Genomic DNA, 19,321 nt, shown 5'->3' with positions numbered 1-19,321 from the left:
AGATTCGGTTTTCACCGAATCTTTTTTATTTTAGCAAGCTTTGAAATCAATGCCCTCGTCTAAGCATACAGCTATTAGCATATGTTGAAATGTAAAGGTTTTAAAGAGGGGGAACTGAATGATTGAAGAAATAAAGGTAAGTTCATATGTAGCATTGCTTATTTTTGCTGCGCTGTATCTTGGTGGAAGTTCAATCCAATTCATGTTCCTTTTCTTTAAAAGAAATACTATGTCTTTACAGATTCTTTGTGGAGGATTCTTATTAGGATTATTTACATTTGAATTACTTCCAGAGGCATTTAGCCGTTTTAATATAATAGGTATTTTAACAGGAATTTCAATAGGTATTTTTATTATGATTTTAATGGAAGTTCTCTTGCATAAAAATCGATTTCTTCATAAGTTCCATGAAGATACGATGTATTTGTTATTCCTTGCTTTACTCATCCATAGTATACCGACGGGAATGACTTTTGGCATGAGCTTACACGCAGGACAAGCGATAAATTATGGTTTATTGCTTGCTTTTATCCTCCACAATATCCCAGAAGGTATGATAATTATGGCATCAATTCCCTTTACTAAAGATAAAAATAAATTATTCATCATTTTTTGTATCGCTCTTTCCATTATGATCGGAATCAATATTTTTATGGGTTTAAATATGAGAATGGATTCAATAAAGTGGAATACAGTCATAATGGGGATATCCATCGGAACAATTGGGTATGTCGCGTTCTATGAATTGCTTTGGAAAAAATCGAAAAATCTCCCCAAAGGGAAAGTAGTTCTATTTGTTGTCATAGGAATGGTAGGTATGCATTTTTTCTTGCGTTTTCTTCCTTCTCACCACTAATTATACTTGAACCAGTGGAAGCGAGTAGTGATTAGAATAAACGAATGGTACTGTGAAAAACTAGGAGGGTAGGAAAATTACAAGGAGGAATTTTTTTGACTCACTTCACAGACCATCATCATACGGGAGAGACAGTATCTGAAACAGGAACTTACATTTGTTCTACTGGTGAAAAAAAAGAACTTCATCAGGGGAATACATTTCCAGAATGCCCATCCACGGGAGGCTCTACAACCTGGACTCATGCAAGTCATACTCATAGAACTGGAGAAACGGTTATGGAATCAGGACATTATATAGATGCAGACGGAGAACATGTAGCCCTTAAACAAGGTGAAAAATTTCCACGTTGTCCTTCCACAGGGGAATCAGTTACATGGACGCATGAACAACAATAGATAGAAACGAAAACAGTCCAAATTTTTATATAGTTGGACTGTTTTCGTTTTACAACCATTTTTGGATTTGACAATATGTACATATGGACATATATTGAGGTTGGCATATTACATTAAAAATAAGGAAGGGTTGTAAATGAATCCGGAAGAAGAGGGGAAAAAGAAGATTAGCTGCTTAAATGAAGAAACACTTTTTATTGTTTCTCAGACGTTCAAAGCACTATCGGATAACACAAGAATTAAAATTCTTTATTTGCTGTCTCAAAAGGAATGTTCAGTAAATGAAATTGCTGAGGTTTTAGAACTTCACCAATCTACTGTTTCCCATCAATTGAGTTTTTTGAAAAATTTACGGCTTGTAAAGTTTAGAAGAGAAGGGACAACGGTTTTCTATTCAAATGACGACCAGCACATTATTAACCTCTTACAACAAGCGATTGATCATGCTTGTCACGATTAGTGTTTTTTTAAAAGGAGAGTTTTACATTTCACATAGTCATCATCACGGTCATGATCATGACCACGGAGATGTATTCTATACTCATGCACCGATTGGAAAAATGAAACTTGCTTTTTTCCTTACCTTAATCATTCTCACGCTACAATCCAAATGGAAAACGAGGAGCACCCTCATGATGAATCTGCGGTTTGCTCTACTACTGGACATCAACATGAACACCAACATTAAGAACGATTTAATTACTAGACAAAAAGGCGAATTCTATTAGGGAATTGCTGTTTTTTATAGGTGAGAAGAGACTATTATACCTAACATGTCAACTCCTTATTTTGAGTCAAGTCATCCTATCTTTCAGCTTTCATATGCAGTCGTGCTTTTATTAAATTTACAAGTTGATAAAAAGAAACGGGGGAGTTTGTCAATCCGTTATGGCTTACGTGTGGTGGTTGTACCCTATGTAGTTCTTGTACCATAATAATAAAATTAATTTAACCTTGCCATGTAATGGCAAGGTTTTTTGCTCAAACGATTGTAACTTGTAGCAATAAATCTATCAAATATTTTTATGCTCTGAAAAGCTTGAGCGAAAAGGGATTGAAAATATGAAATTAATTCACAAATGTAGCATAATTGAAAAAGAGGCCGGTTCAGCCGGGCCTCTTTCATTCTTAAATTAAAAACATTGCTACTATTGTTGTGACAACTAAACCTACTAACACAGGGATAAGGTTTCGTCTTGCCAGTTCAAACGGGTCAACATTACAAATGGCAGCAGCAGGGATTAGCGCCCACGGGACAAGGGTTCCGCCCCCTACCCAAATGGCCGCAATTTGCCCAAGAGCAGTAAGCGTTGCTGCACCTTTGCCAATTGCGATTGCAAACAGATGAGCTTTTGCAACTTTTAACTATGGAAATTTTTATTGGAAAAAGGGGAGGTTTAATACAACGTTCAATTCAAAATCCGACCTTGTACCTTTTGTTCTATGGGTAATGGTTAATTCCACACAATCGAAAATAAAATGTAAGAGTTCATTCTGGAATGGAGGTTCTAATGATTCAAGCGTTTCCAACACACTTCCGATTTTACTTTGGAATTCGGCAACATTAATCGAAAAAGGGATATCTTTTGCCTCAGATTGTTTTTGTATCCCGACTATCTTGACTTGGATATCCTCCATTTGCTGGACATATTGATTGTTTTTGCTCTGGTATATATCTTGGTCGATAATGCCTCTCTCCGCATAGTCATCATAAAGGCGAAGACGAAGTTTTTTTAGTTTTTCTAATCGCTTTTGGAGTTCTTCAACTGCTAATAATGAATGATCTTCCTGTTTCGGAACAGAAACATTTTCCTGGATTTTTTCCAAAAGAAGTTTTTCATCTAATTCTTCAAAGTTTTCTAAAATATCGATTATTCGTTTCAGAACACGTTCATAAGAAATATTTCCTTGGCAACAGGAGAGCATATAAAGGGCGTAGGATTTTTTTTCACCCTTGACATTGGTATAATAACTTTTCGTATGTTTTTTAGTCATATTCTTTCCACAGACAGAACACTTTACCAATTTGCTTAAAGGATGAATTCTTTTATAGAGATAGGGGTCATGTTTTACTTTAATGGATTGGATCCGTTCCTGAGCGCTTTTGAATAGTTCCTCATCAATCAAATGGTCATCCATTTCAGCAACCGTCCACTGCTCTTTAGGTTGCAGCTTTACTTTATTTCCCTTTAATTTAGTTTTGCCGAAGATCGAAAATCCTGCATACTTTTCATTAGTTAAAAGTCTTTTGACGGTTGTTTTCAGCCATTGTTTTCCTCCAGGAGAAGGAATTTGCTGTTGATTTAGCAAATCAGCTATTCGCTGATAACCAAAACCATCTTCTGTATACCATTTGAAAATTTGTTCAACGATCTCTTTTTCGCCTTCTTTTGGAATAAGTGTTTTAGTTTTGGCATCCAATTGAAATCCATAGGGAATAGGCCCACCTATAAAAAAACCTCTTTCAGCTGCAGCCTTTCTTCCAGATAACATCCTTCCACGGATGATTTGCCATTCTTCATGGAATAAAAAGAGTTCCATCCGTAACATTCGAAGGTCATTTTCATCTGTGCAATTGATAACGCGGTCAGGCGTAATGATAAGAATCTCATTTTGGGTCAAAAGTTCATATAAAATACCAGCATCCTTTTGGCTGCCACGGCTTAAACGGGAAATGTCTTTTACCACAATGGCATCATATTTTTCTTGTTTAATCCCCTCTATGATCCTTTTCATTTCATGTCTTTTTTCAAGGCTGGAGCCAGTAACAATTTCTTCAAATGTATGGTATGGAAAGGGAGCATCCTTTAAAAAGTTTCGCATGAGTATCCGTTGTGCTTGTAGGGTATCTTCATTGGTTAATTTCTCTAGCTTTAAATCTTGACGGCTTTTCCTTAGGTACAAGGCTGCGAAGTTTACTTTCCTTGGAAGTCTCATACACTTTCTCCTTCCTTAGCTAGTACCACTATACATAAACCATTAGCGAAATAAAGATAATAATAGCTTCATCAAAAATGTGGACTTGCAAGATTTCCTTTTTATAAGGACTATAACTTTGTTAATAATTTATTCTTTAATTCTTAAATTTTTCAGCAAAATATTTTTTCTTTTCATACAATGGGAAGTATATAGAACTTCCAATTTACTACTCTTTTTCCATTGAGCGAAATTATTAGCTATGTCGAATCCAATTATTTCTTTTTTACTATGGAATAGTTTTAAGTGATTCTGCTTTCTTCCAAAAGTTTCATAATGCGTAATATCATTTAAGGATGTAAAAAAAATTGGTTTCGGAAAATTAATTCCAAATGGTTCTAATGAATACAAATCATTTAAGAAGGTGTCTGTTACGTCATTAATAGATAATTCAAAGCAATAGGTAATAAGTGGATCTCTAATTTCTTGTTTCTTCGCGATTTCTTGTATAACTTTCCGAAATTCACCTATTTTATTTGAATCAGGAGTAATGGAAAATCCAGCGGCGGCTTGATGCCCACCAAATTTTAATAAGTGATCACCACATTCTTTAATGGCAGAAACGATGGAAAAATCAGTTCCATTCACACTTCTTGCAGAGCCCACTCCATCTTTTGAGATGACAATGGTAGGTTTGCGAAATGTTTCTGCAATCTTCCCAGCTAATATGCCAATAATTCCATGATGAAATGAACCATTGACAACAATGACCTGATCCTTATGTAATTGGTTTTCCTCGATTGTATCCAATGCGATTTTAAAGGAAAGTTGTGTCATTTCTTTTCTTTTCTCATTTAGATAAATTACTTTATTCACCATTTCCTTTGTTAAATTTTTCATTAACAACAATTTCACGGCAATATTTGGATCCGAAATTCTTCCACAAGCATTAAAAATAGGTCCGAATGTAAATCCAACTGTTGAACTATCGACTTTTGAGATGTGCAATAAATCTTTAAGATGCTTAATCAAAGGGATAGGATGATTCTCAAGCTTTCTTAATCCAAGCGAGCAAATAATTCTGTTCTCATCCACCATGGGCATTAAATCCGCAATCGTTCCAAGAGTAGCTAATTCAATTGCCTCACTCATAACTGCATCTGTTCTTCGCCCAATTCGTTCATACAAAGCTTGTGAAACCTTTAAAGCTACACCTGCTCCTGATAAAGAAGGAAAAGGGTAAGTATTATCTACCCATCTTGGGTTTATGAAAGCATAACAGGATGGATGTGGTCCCAAAACTTCGTGATGATCGGTTACAATTACTTCAACTCCCCGTTGTTTTGCAACTTTCATTGCTTCATGAGCACTTGAACCATTGTCCACAGTAATAAGTAAACTTACATCAGTTGGTAATTCAAAAACTGCGTTTGCTGTTAATCCATATCCTTCTTTCCTTAATGGAAGGCGAAAAGATACTTTTCCATTTAAATGAACAAGAATTTTATATAGAAGCGTCGTGCTTGTGATGCCATCAGTGTCATAGTCACCGAAAATAAAAATATGTTCCTTTTGATACAATGCTTTTATAATCCGTTGTACAGCCAAATTCATATCGTTTAACAAAAAGGGGGAGTACATTTTATCTATACTTGGTACCAAGAAGTTGATCATTTGTTCTTCTTTTTTATATCCATTAAGCCATAGATAATGAATAAGACGGGGATCTAAATCGAACATACGTGAACAGTAATAAAAATATCCTCTTTTAGGATGGCTCTCATAAGGGATATCTATTGGTTTCCAATGCATGATTACAGCAACCTTTCGTTATGGAAGGTAAAACCAAATATAATGCTTTCCATAATAGACCTCTAATAAAGGCAAAACATCCTCAACTACATTGTCACTCTGATAATAGCTACGAATATAAGGAAGTAGAGATTTTTTCTCGCGTTTTTTAATTCTTCGATTATAAAAACTAATTGGTACAGGAAAAGCCTTACAATCATTAATCGTTCCTTTTGTTACAACATAATAAAGTTCAATAGGTTCGTCCCAAGCTTTGTTAAAAATGGTTCCAGGATAGAATAAGTAACCTTGAGATTTGTAAAATTGAAGTTTACGTTTTAATTCTAAGAGGTTTGTCTCACCTATTTGATCCATGATATTTGCTAAAGTAATATTGTTCATATGTGATTATCCTTTCGAAAATTTTCATTAAAAATAAGATAGGAGTAGTCCTATCTTATCCAAATTACAGTTCGTTATTCATTTTTATAAATAGTTGTTCATTTACGTGAATAATATTTTTATTAAGACATACCATATTAGTACTAGTTCTTATTTTTATTCGTTAGAAACCAATTGATCCCGTGCTCAAGGGAAGAAACCAGATACTCAGCTGCTTCTGGATTTTGGTTTTCTAATAACGCAAGTTCTTTTGTTGCTCTGTTGAGTCGGAGTGAGGTTTCGCTCAAAACCTCATCATCTGATTCAACAGGCAATAGCATTAATTCTTTTTGTAATGTTTCGAGTAACGATAGGGGAATTGTTTCCGTTTTGCCCGTTTCTAAATTACTAAGATAACCCGCAGAAACATCTAATCGTTTTGCAAATTCATTTAATGTAATCCCTTTCTGTGTCCTAATGGTTCGAATTCGTTGTCCGATGTTTTGCAACAAATTAATACTTCCCTCCTTTATTCTAATGTCACATGTTATGAAATAGTGGTATGTCCCAGAACTTAGATATTTCTTATATAATATTATTTACTTTAATTTTACAACATATTCTGAATATTTGTAAAAGGGATAACGTTTTGTAATTATAGATGATCCTAAGGTATGTCCTTTTCACCAATGAGGGACGAGAATACTTAATGGTATACGAGTTTATGACGCTGATGATGTAGGAGAGGGGATTGGAATGGATTTTAAGTGGAATCTATAAAAAAGATAGAAAAAGTAACATTCTATTCTTAAAATAACTCGTGCGTATCTGAAAAATCAGGTACGCTTTCTTATTTTAGCATATTACCATATTAATATACTATTTTACTAATATAGTAAAATTTGGTAAAAAACAATTGACAAACCTAATTTATCCACGTAAAATCACATTAAGTTGCTATATTGTTAAGAATATTCAAAAAATATTTTTAAAACTTAATAGCTTATACGGGGAGCATGTTAAAAGAAGCGATTTATAAGAAAGTGTTTGTGGTCGTGGAAATTTTTTTAGATGGAAGGAGTTTTTACAGAATCAAAAAAGGATTGGGCATTATCCTTGATGTTTACTAAAAATAAGACAAGGTGTGTGGTGGATAAGTGTCAAAAGCTTTAAGACTGTACCAATTTAGCCGAAAAGTACATAAATGGGCTGGCTTAATTTTATCTATTTTTTTTATGTTCATAGCAGTCACAGGACTCTTGCTGGTTTACATGATCCCACTAGGAGTGGCTGATGAATTAAAAACGGGAAAGGAGGCTAGTCCAAGTCAAGCGATAACTATGGATAAAGTTGTTTCCATTGCTACGTCTCAAGGGCTCCCAGGTGTGAAATCGGTTGAAGATATCTTTAGAATAGAATATAGACCTGGTTTAAATATTTATCAGGTTCGATTCAATAACAGTCAAGATGTTCAAATCGATGCAAGTACGGGAAAAGTTTTATCTACAAATCCAGATTACTCAACTTTCATTATAACTTTACATGATGGTACCTTATTTGGTGATTGGTATAGATACAGTATCCTAACAATGACTGGTTTATCCTTAATCCTGCTTTCATTCTCAGGGTATTATATGGTGGGCTATCCACTTTATAAGCGTTTAAAGGCGAGAAAAAAAGCAATTAGTTTAGAAAATATCTCCACGAAACAATAAAAAATACCAATGTGTAACCCAAGTTAACAAAAACACTTTAAAAGAAAGAAGGAAATAAAATTTGTTGCTTGTCCTACAAATATCCAATCCAAATTATTAAAAAATTCATTTAATAAATTGGAAAGGAGATGAAGTATAAGATGAGTAGCCAGGAATTTAAGCGCTTTGCCTCAGAGCTTGTAGGTGAAGAGGTAGAAGTAATCACTACCAATGGAACATATACAGGAACACTTGAATATGTTGGCAGCGACAGTTTAATTTTGATAACTAGAATTAGAGGTAGAAGAGTAAGATTAGCTATTCGAATCGCTCTAATTGTTGCGCTTTTCAGTTTATTGACAGGTCGTAGGTTTACTTTTTAATCAAAAATTCAATTAATTAAGTAAAATAGTTGCCACATTATTATGGGCAGCTATTTTTTTATCCCAGCCTATGACAAACCGAAATAGTCGTTTGGTTATGTCTCTTTACCTAATACATTTTATGGATTTTTGCGCTTTTCTTGCAATGAAGGTGGAGAAGAAAGGTAGTCCCTTTGCGAATTTTACTTGAATTGAAATCTTTCCATGATGTTGATTGACTATCCCATATCTTTTATCTAATCCTGTCAAGTCCTTTCACTATGGTCCTGGAGAATTGCTGTTAGGGGTGCTTTTAGTATTTAATAATGAAGTACGTCCTACATAAAAAATATTTATCATTATCATTCAAAAGATGAATATATAAAAATAAAGATATGCATCCCTTCCTTGACTGCTTTTTTGCTACCTTTTTTAAAAGGTAGTTGTATCAAGATTTGGTAGATACTGTAAATAAAGAAGCTCAAAAGAAACAATAATTTTTTTAGATAATAAACAAGCCCTTAACCAAAAATGCGTTAAGGGTCTTTTGATGGTTTATTATCAAGGTTTTAATGGGTTGAAACGTGATGTTTAAAAACAGATAAGTCCACTTACTTATTTTTGGTCCCGAATAAATTTAACAGCATTTAAACCAATCATCTGTGCAGCTAAAGCTGTGTTTCCATCAGGCATTATTGGCGAAATGGAGAGATCGGCGACTTTCAGATTTTCAGTACCAAATACATTCAGAAATCCATCCACAACTCCTTCTTCAATGCTTCTTCCCATCCTACATTGTCCACCGTAATGATTGAGTACGTTATAGGATGCCTTGGCAAAATTAGCAAGTTGAGCTCGCTTTTCTTTTGTGTCTTTTAAATTGAAAATATCTTCCGAAGGATATACAACCTTATAAATCCCTTCTGGGTCTAATTTACGCGCCCTTTTAATGATATTAAAAGTTTCAATATAGTGGTCCACCATGAAGTCTAAATCCTCTTGGTTTGCCAATGGATTAAAGTCAACAGATGGATATGCTTCAGGATCGCTATGTGCTGCCAAAATGGTCCCTTTGCTTCTTGGATTTAGATTTACAATTCCAATACTCATGATATTACTTGGTTTATTTTCGTTAAAATCCCAGTTGTTTATCAAGACATCCTGAACGGGAACAAATCTTGGGAATATGTTTCCCAATAGTTGAAGACGACGTCCTGCTCTCTGTCCTGTATTATCATCTCTTTTAAAGGCACCTAATGGGATTGGTTGATCGGGATCAGATGACATTACCATTAAAAGGCGTGTTGTTTCCACTTCTATTCCTATACCCACTGCATAATGTGTTTGAAAATTGTACCCTACATTGGGACTTTCAACTAATGTGGTTATACCTGCTCTATCTAAGTCGGACGTTTTACCAATTCCAGAGCGGTTCAAAATGACCGAGGAAAAATTTCCCGCAGAAACGATAATGCCTTTTGATGCAAAAGCTCTCTGGGATTTGCCGTTTCTGACGAATTCAACTCCCACAGCTCTTTGTATTTCCCCATCTTGTTCAAATAAAATTTTATTTACGGTAGATTTTGCGATTACTGCAAGTTTCCTTTGACCAACTCCAAACTCATCAGGGGCGAATTCGTCACATTGTGTCACAATAAATTCGTTTAAATATCCAGTTGCAGTTGAAGAACGTACAAATTTTCTTGGCTCCAATTCTTCTTGAGTAAATTGTGATTTAATAAAAGTACAGTCTCTTATACCAGTATTATAGTCTTCTACTATCGGAATTTTTAAGACATCTGATGTTGCTTTGGCTAAAATAGTGGTAAGCCCATCCTTAGGCGTGATCTGTTGTCTTATAAAGATGGGACCATCGAATCCCCTCTCATCTGGGGTTTGTGTGTTACCCGTATAGGTTTCATTTTCAATAAATAATTCGCGGACATTATTGTAACTCCATTGGTTTCCTGCTAGGCTAGCCCATTCATCATAAAGGTTCCTGCTTCCTCTTACAGCAAGCATTGCATTGTGCTCAGAACTCCCTCCAATAAGTCTTCCACCTGATAATAGGAGTTGACGACCGATAGTTTGTTCTAATTTTGAAAGGATATTAAATGAGAATCTATTATCTGAGGATAAAGTAAGTGCAGTTCCTCCATTAGGACTGCTCATTTCTTCTGTCATATTTGTCCCTGGTTCAAGAACAAGTACAGATGTGGTTTTATCATCTGATAACTCATTGGCAATCACACCTCCCGCTGTTCCAGCACCGATTACAATATAATCAAAAGTATTTCATGCGGACATTTCATTATTCCCCTCTCATAATCCACACAAATCTAATTTTCAGCCTTATTTTATATGTATGAAGAATATCCATCTTTGTGTGTTTATCCTTGTGTCCATCAATTTTTGGGTGGGATTTCCCTTAATTTGGTGATTGGAGAATCACATTATGAAACGAATAGTGCTAGCGAATACCTAGGGAGCTTCGATTTAACAAGCGGTGAAAATTGAATTTACATAATTAAATGCAGGAGTTGTTCCGCAGCCTAAAACAGGAAGTAACCGTAATTTTTTGGGGATTATGATTTTTAAGGATATTGTTCTCTGCTTGTTAGAAACCGCATTAGTTATCAGCCATATTATTTATTTTTTTAGACTGATAAACCCGAGGGAAATAATAAAACTCCAATTGACAATCAATATCAATGAAAATACAATAGTTTTAGATGAAATTGAAATTCGTTATCAATTGTGACTTCACAAGGGGGATCCTCTATGGGCAAAAATCTATTACTTAAATTATCTATCCTTCTATTAATATTAGGATTTGGGGTACATACTTCTGTATCAGCGGCTGGAAATTCCAGTGAGGATATAAAGAAAGCTGAAGTTTCAATTGATAAAGCCATCGACTATGCTTCTAAAGGGAATCTTTCAGAAGCACAAAAGGCGTATGATCAATTTAATAAAACCTGGAGAGAAATTGAAGAAGGGATTAAAGCTGATTCCGCGACTGCCTACCGAGACAACGAATCAAATATGGGGCAGGTTGTTTATGCGTTAACCCTAAAAAAACAGGATCAAGTTTTACAAGCTTTAAAAGGTTTAAAAGCTGTAAATGAAAAGTTTGCAAGTGGGGGTTACCCAAAAGAGGCAGGCTTTAAGAAAGAGGATATTTCTTTAGATGATTTTATCGTGCTTCTCCAAGAGACAAAAAAGGAAATTAACGAACAAAATCAAACTGAAGCACTAGATGATATAAAAAAGGCAAGTAGCAGCTGGTTGAGCGTAGAAGGAGTAGTTGTTGCACAATCTGCCTCAGTTTATAGTGATTCCGAAAGGGATTTGGTTACGATTCAAGCCATGCTTTCTGCAAATCCATCAAATTTTAAAGATGCAAATAAAACCGTCGATAACATGATAAAATACTTAACCCCTTTAGCTGATAAATCAGAGTACACTTATTGGGATGCATCAATGATTCTAATTCGTGAAGGTTTAGAAGCATTGCTTGTTGTTATAGCCCTTATGTCTTTTGTAAAAAAATCAGGTGAGGGAAAGGGAAAAGGCTGGATTTGGACTGGGGTTTTATCGGGTCTTGGCGTTAGTGTGATTCTTGCAGTCATTGTTAAATTCGTCATTTCTTCTGGAGCGTTTGGTAACAATAACGCTCTAATCGCTGGTTGGACAGGGGTTTTTGCAGCAGTCATGCTATTGTATATGAGTTATTGGCTTCATAGTCAATCTAACATCGCTGATTGGAATCGGTATATTCGTGAAAAAAGCCAAACAGCATTAACCACAGGTAAACTTGTTTCTTTAGGGGTTCTTGCCTTTCTTGCGGTATTCCGAGAAGGAACAGAAACAGTATTGTTTTATATCGGAATGGCGAGCCAGATAAAACTTCAGGCATTACTGTTGGGTTTTCTTATTGGAGCTGCAATTTTGGGAATCTTAGCTTATCTAATGATATTTGTCGGATTAAAATTGCCACTTCGTCCATTCTTTATGGTATCAAGTCTAATTGTATTTTACCTGTGTATTAAGTTTACAGGTATGGGGATTCACAGCCTACAATTATCTGGCTTAATCCCAACAACGAATTCTCAAAGCATCCCAAGTATTGACTTTTTTGCACTATACCCATCTTGGGAAAGTACAATACCACAAGTAATTCTAGTACTAGGTGCAGTAATTATACTTTTATCAAAAAAATTTAAAAATCAAAAACATAATGCTGTGAACAATAATCACAATGAAAGTAGGAAACTATCATGAAAAAATTAACATCAATGGTTTTAGCAGTTGGTCTAGGGAGTGCACTAGTATTAGCTGGTTGTAGTTCAACTGATAATAAAGTTTCTGATGGTGTAAATAAAATGTTGGATACAACAGGACAGTTATCAAAAGCAATCGATAGTGGGGACCAAGCAAAAGTAAAAGAAGTTGGACCAAAATTAGAAGATCAGTGGTCTTCGTTTGAAGACGATGTGAAAAAGGATAATAAAGACCTTTATGCAAAAGTAGAAAAATATCTAGATCCGACGATTGCTGGTTCAGAAGCAAAAACTCTTGATAAAGAGGCGTTGGGCACTTTGAATGATCAATTAACTGATGCCTTGAAAGAATTAAAGGAAAAAACCAAATAATTAATTTAAAACACCGACTAAATTTTAGATGTCGGTGTTTTATTTAATTCAATGATACTATTCCACATAGAATCACTCATTTTGTTAGTTTGGGGATTCCAAATAATTTAATAAGGAGGGTTTATAATGCAGAAGGAAAATTCAGCGGCAATCGTAGATATTTTAAAAGTCTTAAGCAATGATACCAGGTCAAGCAGTTACTTTCGACGTTGAGCAAGGACAACGTGGAGCACAAGCAACTAACGTGCGTAAAGCTTAATTTAGAAACATTTAACAGGCTCTATTTTTAGGGTCTGTTTTTTAATGATAGGGAGTACGAAAGAAACCGATATTGGAAAGAGACTGTTAGTTTGTAGAGAAATATCCGATGAAGTTCTTTCGTACCTGTTTTTGTAAACGCCTTAAGACACCAGTGGTAATCTTTTTTAAATTTTAAATGCTATTTTATGAAACTCAGGAACTGTTATGAACTGATAATCATTTTTCTGAAGATATTGAATGAGTTTATTCAAAGATGCCACAGTATGATCCCGAGGACCACAACCGTATAGATCACCATCATGCATCACAATAAGACTATTTTTTTGTAATCCAGCAATGACATGCAACTGTACGGCAAAAGGTGAGTCCTCACACCAATCCTGACTATCTACATTCCATAATACAGAAGTCATTCCCCATTTTTTTATAATAGCCTCGGTATCATTATCAATTGCGCCATAGGGAGCACGAAACAGATTTGGGGAAATTCCTATTAACTTTTTTATCTGATCATTTGTTGAATGAATTTCACTCCGTAATTGACTTTCAGAAAGAGTCGATATATCAGGATGACTCCAAGTATGATTTCCAATTACATGTCCTTCCGAGTGAATGCGGTTTATTATGTTTGGGAATTTTTTCGCTTCAGAACCGACGACAAAGAATGTGGCAAGAATGTGATTTCGTTTTAGAATATCCAAAATATAAAATGTATAAGGTGAAGGTCCATCATCAAAGGTCAAGGCAACATATTTAGGTGAATTTTTGTCCATTTTGGAAACCCCTTTCTTTTGTAAATTAATTACAATGAAGTGCAATCTGAAGGAGCATTTTTCCTTTTATTTCCTTTCGATATTGTTACCTTAGTATATGGGGGGTGTATAAAAACTGAACAAATATTGCAATAAACTTTAGTAATAAGATTCATAAGCAGTTGATTTTTAAAATGCTTACATTGAACCTGTAACAGTTTTTCTCAACAACTAATAAATCCGTTACAAGTTGAAGGAAATAAAATACCGACCTTAAGCCTTCCCGTATTTAGTTATTGAATATTTAACCTTAGGTGGAATGTGTATATAAACCTTTTCATACAAATTAAATGGACATCTATTAAGGAGGAAGAAATAATGACAAATGAAAAATTAAATATCGGAATTATCTTAGGAAGCACTCGTCAAGGTCGAGTTAGTCCTCAAGTAGGAGAATGGCTAAAAGGAATTGCTGACCAACGTGGAGATGCAAATTATGAAATCGTGGATATTTCTGATTTCCAATTACCGTTTTTAGGAACAACCGATGGGACTGAACCTGGAATTGCTGCTTGGAATAAAAAGCTTTTCAGCTTGGATGGATTCGTATTCATTGTTCAAGAATACAATCACAGTATTACAGGAGCACTAAAAAATGCACTTGATTATGCTCGTGAAGCTTGGAATAACAAGGCGGCAGGTATCGTAAGCTACGGGGGAACTGGTGGAGCTCGTGCAGCTGAACATTTACGTGGAATCTGTGCAGAATTACTTATAGCGGATGTGAAAGTTCACCCAACTTTATCTTTATTTACTGATTTTGAAAACTTTAAGACCTTTAAACCAGCCGCAATACATCTTAAAAATGTCAATTTAATGCTTGATCAAGTTTTAGCCTGGAGTGGTGCTTTAAAAACCTTGAGAAAATAGTTAAATTGATAAGTAGACTGTGACCCAAATATCAGGCGAAAAAAAAGTGTCTAATATTTTTTGAATCTAGTTAGTTATGAACATTTTGCACAGTGTTTTCAACAAAAATAAGACTTGTGAACTGTTGCACTTCAACTAACGGGTGCTTGTGCGGCCGAGCCTAGGTCGTATCATATAGCGGGTGGGATTCCCGTCGAGTAAGAACTAGCCATTCGCTCGCAGCGAGTCTTGGAGGACTAAAGGTAACTTTAGTTTTTAAGCGTAGACAGCTAGGTAGTGGGCCGAAAGCCAAATGGTTGAAGGGATTGAGCTCCATAATGTTAGTAAATCGAGAGGGCTGATGCCCTAAGCACAGCAGAAAGCTACATTTTATCTTTCGTTAAAGGCAAGAAGGATAAAACCTCTCTGGAGTCTGAGACCTTGGCACGTTACACATTGATATGATACGGCAACTCGGGAGACCCTACCGGTCTTTTCTTTTTTTTAGAAGAGTATGGTCTACAAGCGATAACAAGTAAGGAAACCAAATGCCGATGTAGGGAGTCGGATAGCAGCATAATACCAATGAAGTCGGGTAATGCCGATGGAGGGAAGGCTAGCTACCAGTTATCAGCCTTAATAGGGACACATTTACTACACACAGAGGTAAGGATAATAAATGGAAACAAAACTACTAAGGATAGCAGAATTAGCAAAGTTTGATTCTAAAATGAAATTTACATCTCTTGTACATTTATTAAATGAGCAATCATTAGCTCAATGTCACCAGGAGCTACCTACCAAAAAGGCAACTGGGGTTAATGGTACAACTAAAGAGCAATACAGTGAAAATCTAAAAGAAAACATAGAGAATTTAGTAAATAGGCTTAAAAGCAAAAGTTATCGTCCTGTTCCAGTAAGGAGAATGTATATTCCAAAGCTCAATTCAAACAAGAAAAGACCATTGGGGATTCCGGAACATGAAGATAAGATTGTTCAAAGAGGCATAACGAAAATACTAAATACCATCTATGAAAATGATTTTCTAGACTGTTCATTTGGATTCCGTCCAAATCGTAACTGCCACGATGCTTTGAAAATACTTAACCACTATATTGAAAAGAGAACAGTAAATTATGTAGTAGATGTAGATATTAAAGGATTCTTTGACAACGTTGACCACACATGGATGATGGATTTCTTAAAACTGCGAATCGCTGACCCTAACCTACTAAGAATCATTGGTAGATTCCTTAAAGGTGGATACATGGAAGAAGGTAAGAAATATAAAACAGACAAAGGCACACCGCAAGGTGGAGTAATATCTCCGATATTAGCCAATGTATACCTCCATTATGTCCTTGACCTATGGTTTGAGAAAAGGGTTAGGAAACAGTGCATGGGACAAGCCTACATAGTGAGATATGCAGACGATTTTGTTTGTTGTTTTCAATATAAATGTGAAGCCGAGCAATTCTTCCATTCTTTAAAGTTGAGATTAAAGAAATTTAATCTAGAAATAGCTGAGGATAAAACCAAAATCATACCCTTCGGGCGGTTTGCGGAGCAAAATGCAAATCAACAGGGAAGAAGTAAACCTGCAACTTTTGATTTCCTTGGATTTACACACTATTGCGGTAGGAGTAAACAAGGGAAATTTCGAGTAAAACGGAGAACAAGCAGGAAGAAAGTCCAAGCTAAACTAAAAGAAATTAAAGAATGGTTGAAAATTAACAGAAATAAAGACATTCATATGATTATGGATAGATTTAAACGCTCACTAGTAGGTTATTACAACTACTATTGCATCACAGATAATACCCAAAGTGTAAACAAATTCAGAGACAAAATCGGATACCTACTGTTTAAATGGCTCAATAGAAGAAGTCAAAGGAAATCATTTACTTGGGATAAATTCACACTCTTTCTTAATAAATATCCATTACCATACGCAAGAGTTAAGGTTAATATATACGACTTAAGAAAAGAAATTAGCTATATTTTGTAAATGATGACTAGGAGGAGCCGTGTGCGTTAATAGCGCAAGCACGGTTCTGTGAGGGGGGAGGAGTACAATCTACCGCAAGGTAGAAAGGCTCCCTTCTACTCGACTAGTGGAGTAAGATAATCTGTGCTCCTTAGGAGTTCAAAGCAAAAAATTAGCCCTCAATGAGAACTTCTGCTAGGTATAACCTTGAAAATAAAATCCCAATAGAATACTTCATAAGATTAAAAAAGGTCACAATAAACCTGAGAATTAAGCCTTGAAATAACAAATTAAAACACACTGTGAATTCATATGTGAAAACCAGAGTGTTTTATGTTGTTATTTGATTGTTTGCACTTCTAAAGTAAACCCGTTAAAATTCTACAGCGTTTTTTAAAATAATTATCAAAAAATTATAAAAGTTAATAATGTTGAAAATTATTTAAAATTCCCATATAATGTTCACATCATCGTATTTATCTACCTCACAGATTTAAATACTAGGCAAAGTAGAAAACGGTTTTTTTTAAAATAAATAGGAAACAGCGTTTCGTAATAAACAACAACTGCGATGATGCAATTAATGCCTATTTACTCCCTTAGATATTTACACAATGAGAAACATTTAGATCAAATTTACTATCTGCTACTCTGTTTTTTTGCCAAGAAAAATCTATCTTTTCTAATATTTAAGGAGGAAAATAATGAAAACGAAATCATCTATTGATGTAAACGCTGTCTTCAACGAAAAACTCCCGCTGGTAAAGTTATTGCCCCTCGGACTTCAGCATCTCCTTACAATGGTAGGATCCTTTATGGTTCCAGTTATTGTCGGTAGTTCAATTGGGCTCGACGCAAAAACCATTGCCTATTTGGTTTCCGCTATTTTACTTTCAAGTGGATTAGCCATCCTTATTCAGGTTTTTGGAATCGGTAAAGGAATTGGTTCTAGACTACCATTTGTAATGGGTTCATCGTTTATCACGCTTGGCCCAATGATCATCATTGGCAAACAATATGGACTTCCTACTCTTTTTGGCTCAATTATAGCGTCTGGAATTATTATTGTCCTTCTCTCATTTTTCTTTGATAAAATTCTATTATTATTTCCAAAGGTTGTTACAGGAACTTTCATTACCATTATGGGAATTACTCTTGCACCGACCGCCTTTAAAGATTTTGCAGGTGGTGAAGGAACTCCTGGTTACGGTTCTCCTATAAACATCATTATTGGATTAATTGTTTTACTCACCATTGTTTTGCTTCATAAGTATGGAAAAGGAATTATTAAAACATTGTCCATGCTGCTCGGAGTTGCGATCGGAACAGTAATTGCTGGATTTATGGGAATGATTAATACAAGCCCGGTATCATCAGCAAATTGGGTCCAAGTCATCACCCCATTCCACTTTGGAGTGCCAGTCTTCAAGGTAAGCGCTATTATTACGATGACCATTTTCTGTATTATTAACCTTATTCAATGTTTCGGTTCCTTCTCAGTATTAGATGAGGCTTGTGAAACTGAATCATCTGAAAAGACAATTGTAAGCGGATTAAGAGGGCAAGCAATCACTCAAGTATTATCGGGTTTGTTTAACTCTGTACCTCATGCATTCTTAAATGAAAACATTGGCGTTATGGCCCTAAGCGGTGTGAAAAGCCGTTATGTATCAATCACAACTGGATGCTCTCTTGTCATCCTAAGCTTTTTACCAAAATTTGCAGCTGCTATTACCATCATTCCGGCATGTGTCCGCGGCGGTGCGATGCTTGCAATTTTTGGTATGGTAACAGCAGCTGGGATTTCAATTCTTTCAAAAGTTGATTTCCATAAGACTCATGCAACACTTATCATCGGTACGAGCATGTCTGTTGGCGTAGGTTCAAACTTCCAGCCTGATGTATTTGCTCATATGCCAGCCATGCTTCAGATGTTGCTAAGCAATGGCCTATTCTCAGCAAGTATCATTGCAATCGTATTGAATCTATGTCTCAATTTCCAAACTATGTTTAAGTTGCCGCGTTTACAATCAGAGGAACAAGAGCTGATCCGAGAAAGCCCTTAAAAAACAAGGCCCTATTGCAATGGGGCCTTGTTTTTTAAAAATCCTTCTCGGTTAGGCCGAATAGGGGTAAGTCCGAGATAAGTCCAAAAATCGCCATATAGGAGTAATACCAGCGTCCGTGATACCAGGGACAAACGAATGTAAATAAATGGTAATCCGATATCGGAACAAAACCCTTTGCTTGTAATGCTAATTTGCACATAATTGAGTGATTTTTAACCTTCAAAATGGGCAAGTTCCGATTCCTAATTCAAATTCGGAACATCGTTAAATCGTTGTGGTTACAAGGTTTT

The 19,321-nt window shown here is 35.4% G+C and carries 17 protein-coding genes and 1 pseudogene; 11 read left to right on the top strand and 7 right to left on the bottom strand.

From position 1 onward, the window contains the following. Positions 1 to 118 precede the first annotated feature (118 nt). From E2K98_RS02545 to E2K98_RS02535, 3 genes are all read left to right on the top strand, one after another. A complete protein-coding gene (locus E2K98_RS02545) occupies positions 119 to 856 on the top strand; it encodes a ZIP family metal transporter (protein WP_133332716.1) in 738 nt (245 codons plus the stop codon). Between the two features lie 95 nt (positions 857 to 951). Further along, positions 952 to 1,254: a hypothetical protein gene (locus E2K98_RS02540; RefSeq protein ID WP_133332715.1), complete on the top strand. Its 303-nt coding sequence runs from the start codon at positions 952 to 954 to the stop codon at positions 1,252 to 1,254. A 136-nt stretch (positions 1,255 to 1,390) separates the two neighbouring features. Further along, positions 1,391 to 1,714 carry an ArsR/SmtB family transcription factor gene (locus tag E2K98_RS02535; RefSeq protein ID WP_133332714.1) on the top strand — a complete coding sequence of 108 codons (324 nt, stop codon included), beginning with the start codon at positions 1,391 to 1,393 and terminating at the stop codon, positions 1,712 to 1,714. A 668-nt stretch (positions 1,715 to 2,382) separates the two neighbouring features. On the opposite strand, the pseudogene E2K98_RS02530 reads toward E2K98_RS02535, so the two are convergent. From E2K98_RS02530 to E2K98_RS02510, 5 genes and pseudogenes are all read right to left on the bottom strand, one after another. Continuing rightward, positions 2,383 to 2,604, bottom strand: a pseudogene (locus E2K98_RS02530) (hypothetical protein); the annotation flags it as partial. A 27-nt stretch (positions 2,605 to 2,631) separates the two neighbouring features. After that, complete coding sequence (locus tag E2K98_RS02525; protein ID WP_133332713.1) at positions 2,632 to 4,191, bottom strand: recombinase family protein; 1,560 nt, start codon at positions 4,189 to 4,191, stop codon at positions 2,632 to 2,634. A gap of 129 nt (positions 4,192 to 4,320) precedes the next feature. Next, positions 4,321 to 5,982, bottom strand: a complete 1,662-nt coding sequence (gene recJ / locus E2K98_RS02520; protein ID WP_133332712.1) for a single-stranded-DNA-specific exonuclease RecJ — start codon at positions 5,980 to 5,982, stop codon at positions 4,321 to 4,323. Positions 5,983 to 6,000: 18 nt separating this feature from the next. Then, a complete protein-coding gene (locus E2K98_RS02515; protein ID WP_133332711.1) occupies positions 6,001 to 6,363 on the bottom strand; it encodes a hypothetical protein in 363 nt (120 codons plus the stop codon). Between the two features lie 143 nt (positions 6,364 to 6,506). Further along, on the bottom strand, positions 6,507 to 6,854 hold the full coding sequence (locus E2K98_RS02510; RefSeq protein ID WP_133332710.1) for a helix-turn-helix domain-containing protein: 348 nt from the start codon (positions 6,852 to 6,854) through the stop codon (positions 6,507 to 6,509). A gap of 645 nt (positions 6,855 to 7,499) precedes the next feature. Here E2K98_RS02510 and E2K98_RS02505 point away from each other — a divergent pair. Together E2K98_RS02505 and E2K98_RS02500 are read left to right on the top strand one after the other, a co-directional pair. Further along, positions 7,500 to 8,057 (top strand): PepSY-associated TM helix domain-containing protein, encoded by a 558-nt coding sequence (locus E2K98_RS02505; protein WP_133332709.1) that lies wholly within the window; start codon positions 7,500 to 7,502, stop codon positions 8,055 to 8,057. 140 nt (positions 8,058 to 8,197) lie between these two features. Next, positions 8,198 to 8,419 carry a hypothetical protein gene (locus E2K98_RS02500; RefSeq protein ID WP_133332708.1) on the top strand — a complete coding sequence of 74 codons (222 nt, stop codon included), beginning with the start codon at positions 8,198 to 8,200 and terminating at the stop codon, positions 8,417 to 8,419. A 594-nt stretch (positions 8,420 to 9,013) separates the two neighbouring features. On the opposite strand, the gene E2K98_RS02495 is transcribed toward E2K98_RS02500, so the two are convergent. Beyond that, a complete protein-coding gene (locus E2K98_RS02495; protein WP_133332707.1) occupies positions 9,014 to 10,678 on the bottom strand; it encodes a GMC family oxidoreductase in 1,665 nt (554 codons plus the stop codon). Positions 10,679 to 11,179: 501 nt separating this feature from the next. Here E2K98_RS02495 and E2K98_RS02490 point away from each other — a divergent pair. From E2K98_RS02490 to E2K98_RS32275, 3 genes are all read left to right on the top strand, one after another. Further along, on the top strand, positions 11,180 to 12,682 hold the full coding sequence (locus tag E2K98_RS02490) for an FTR1 family iron permease (protein WP_133332706.1): 1,503 nt from the start codon (positions 11,180 to 11,182) through the stop codon (positions 12,680 to 12,682). Continuing rightward, positions 12,679 to 13,053, top strand: coding sequence for a hypothetical protein (locus tag E2K98_RS02485; RefSeq protein ID WP_133332705.1), 375 nt, complete (start codon positions 12,679 to 12,681; stop codon positions 13,051 to 13,053). Before E2K98_RS02490 ends, E2K98_RS02485 begins: the two co-directional genes overlap by 4 nt. Before the next feature lie 178 nt (positions 13,054 to 13,231). Further along, positions 13,232 to 13,312: a cold-shock protein gene (locus E2K98_RS32275; RefSeq protein WP_133332781.1), complete on the top strand. Its 81-nt coding sequence runs from the start codon at positions 13,232 to 13,234 to the stop codon at positions 13,310 to 13,312. 166 nt (positions 13,313 to 13,478) lie between these two features. Here E2K98_RS32275 and E2K98_RS02475 read toward each other — a convergent pair whose 3' ends face one another. Next, positions 13,479 to 14,087: a polysaccharide deacetylase family protein gene (locus E2K98_RS02475; RefSeq protein ID WP_133332704.1), complete on the bottom strand. Its 609-nt coding sequence runs from the start codon at positions 14,085 to 14,087 to the stop codon at positions 13,479 to 13,481. A gap of 357 nt (positions 14,088 to 14,444) precedes the next feature. Between E2K98_RS02475 and E2K98_RS02470 the strand changes: the two genes are divergently transcribed. The 3 genes from E2K98_RS02470 to E2K98_RS02460 all read left to right on the top strand — a co-directional run bounded on the left by E2K98_RS02470 (position 14,445) and on the right by E2K98_RS02460 (position 19,028). Continuing rightward, on the top strand, positions 14,445 to 14,996 hold the full coding sequence (locus E2K98_RS02470; RefSeq protein WP_133332703.1) for an NADPH-dependent FMN reductase: 552 nt from the start codon (positions 14,445 to 14,447) through the stop codon (positions 14,994 to 14,996). Between the two features lie 658 nt (positions 14,997 to 15,654). Then, positions 15,655 to 16,983 (top strand): group II intron reverse transcriptase/maturase, encoded by a 1,329-nt coding sequence (ltrA, locus tag E2K98_RS02465; RefSeq protein WP_133332702.1) that lies wholly within the window; start codon positions 15,655 to 15,657, stop codon positions 16,981 to 16,983. A gap of 683 nt (positions 16,984 to 17,666) precedes the next feature. After that, positions 17,667 to 19,028 (top strand): nucleobase:cation symporter-2 family protein, encoded by a 1,362-nt coding sequence (locus E2K98_RS02460; protein ID WP_133332701.1) that lies wholly within the window; start codon positions 17,667 to 17,669, stop codon positions 19,026 to 19,028. The last annotated feature ends 293 nt before the right edge of the window (positions 19,029 to 19,321 follow it).

The organism is Bacillus salipaludis (assembly GCF_004358205.1).
This window is presented reverse-complemented; position numbering and strand designations above follow the sequence as displayed.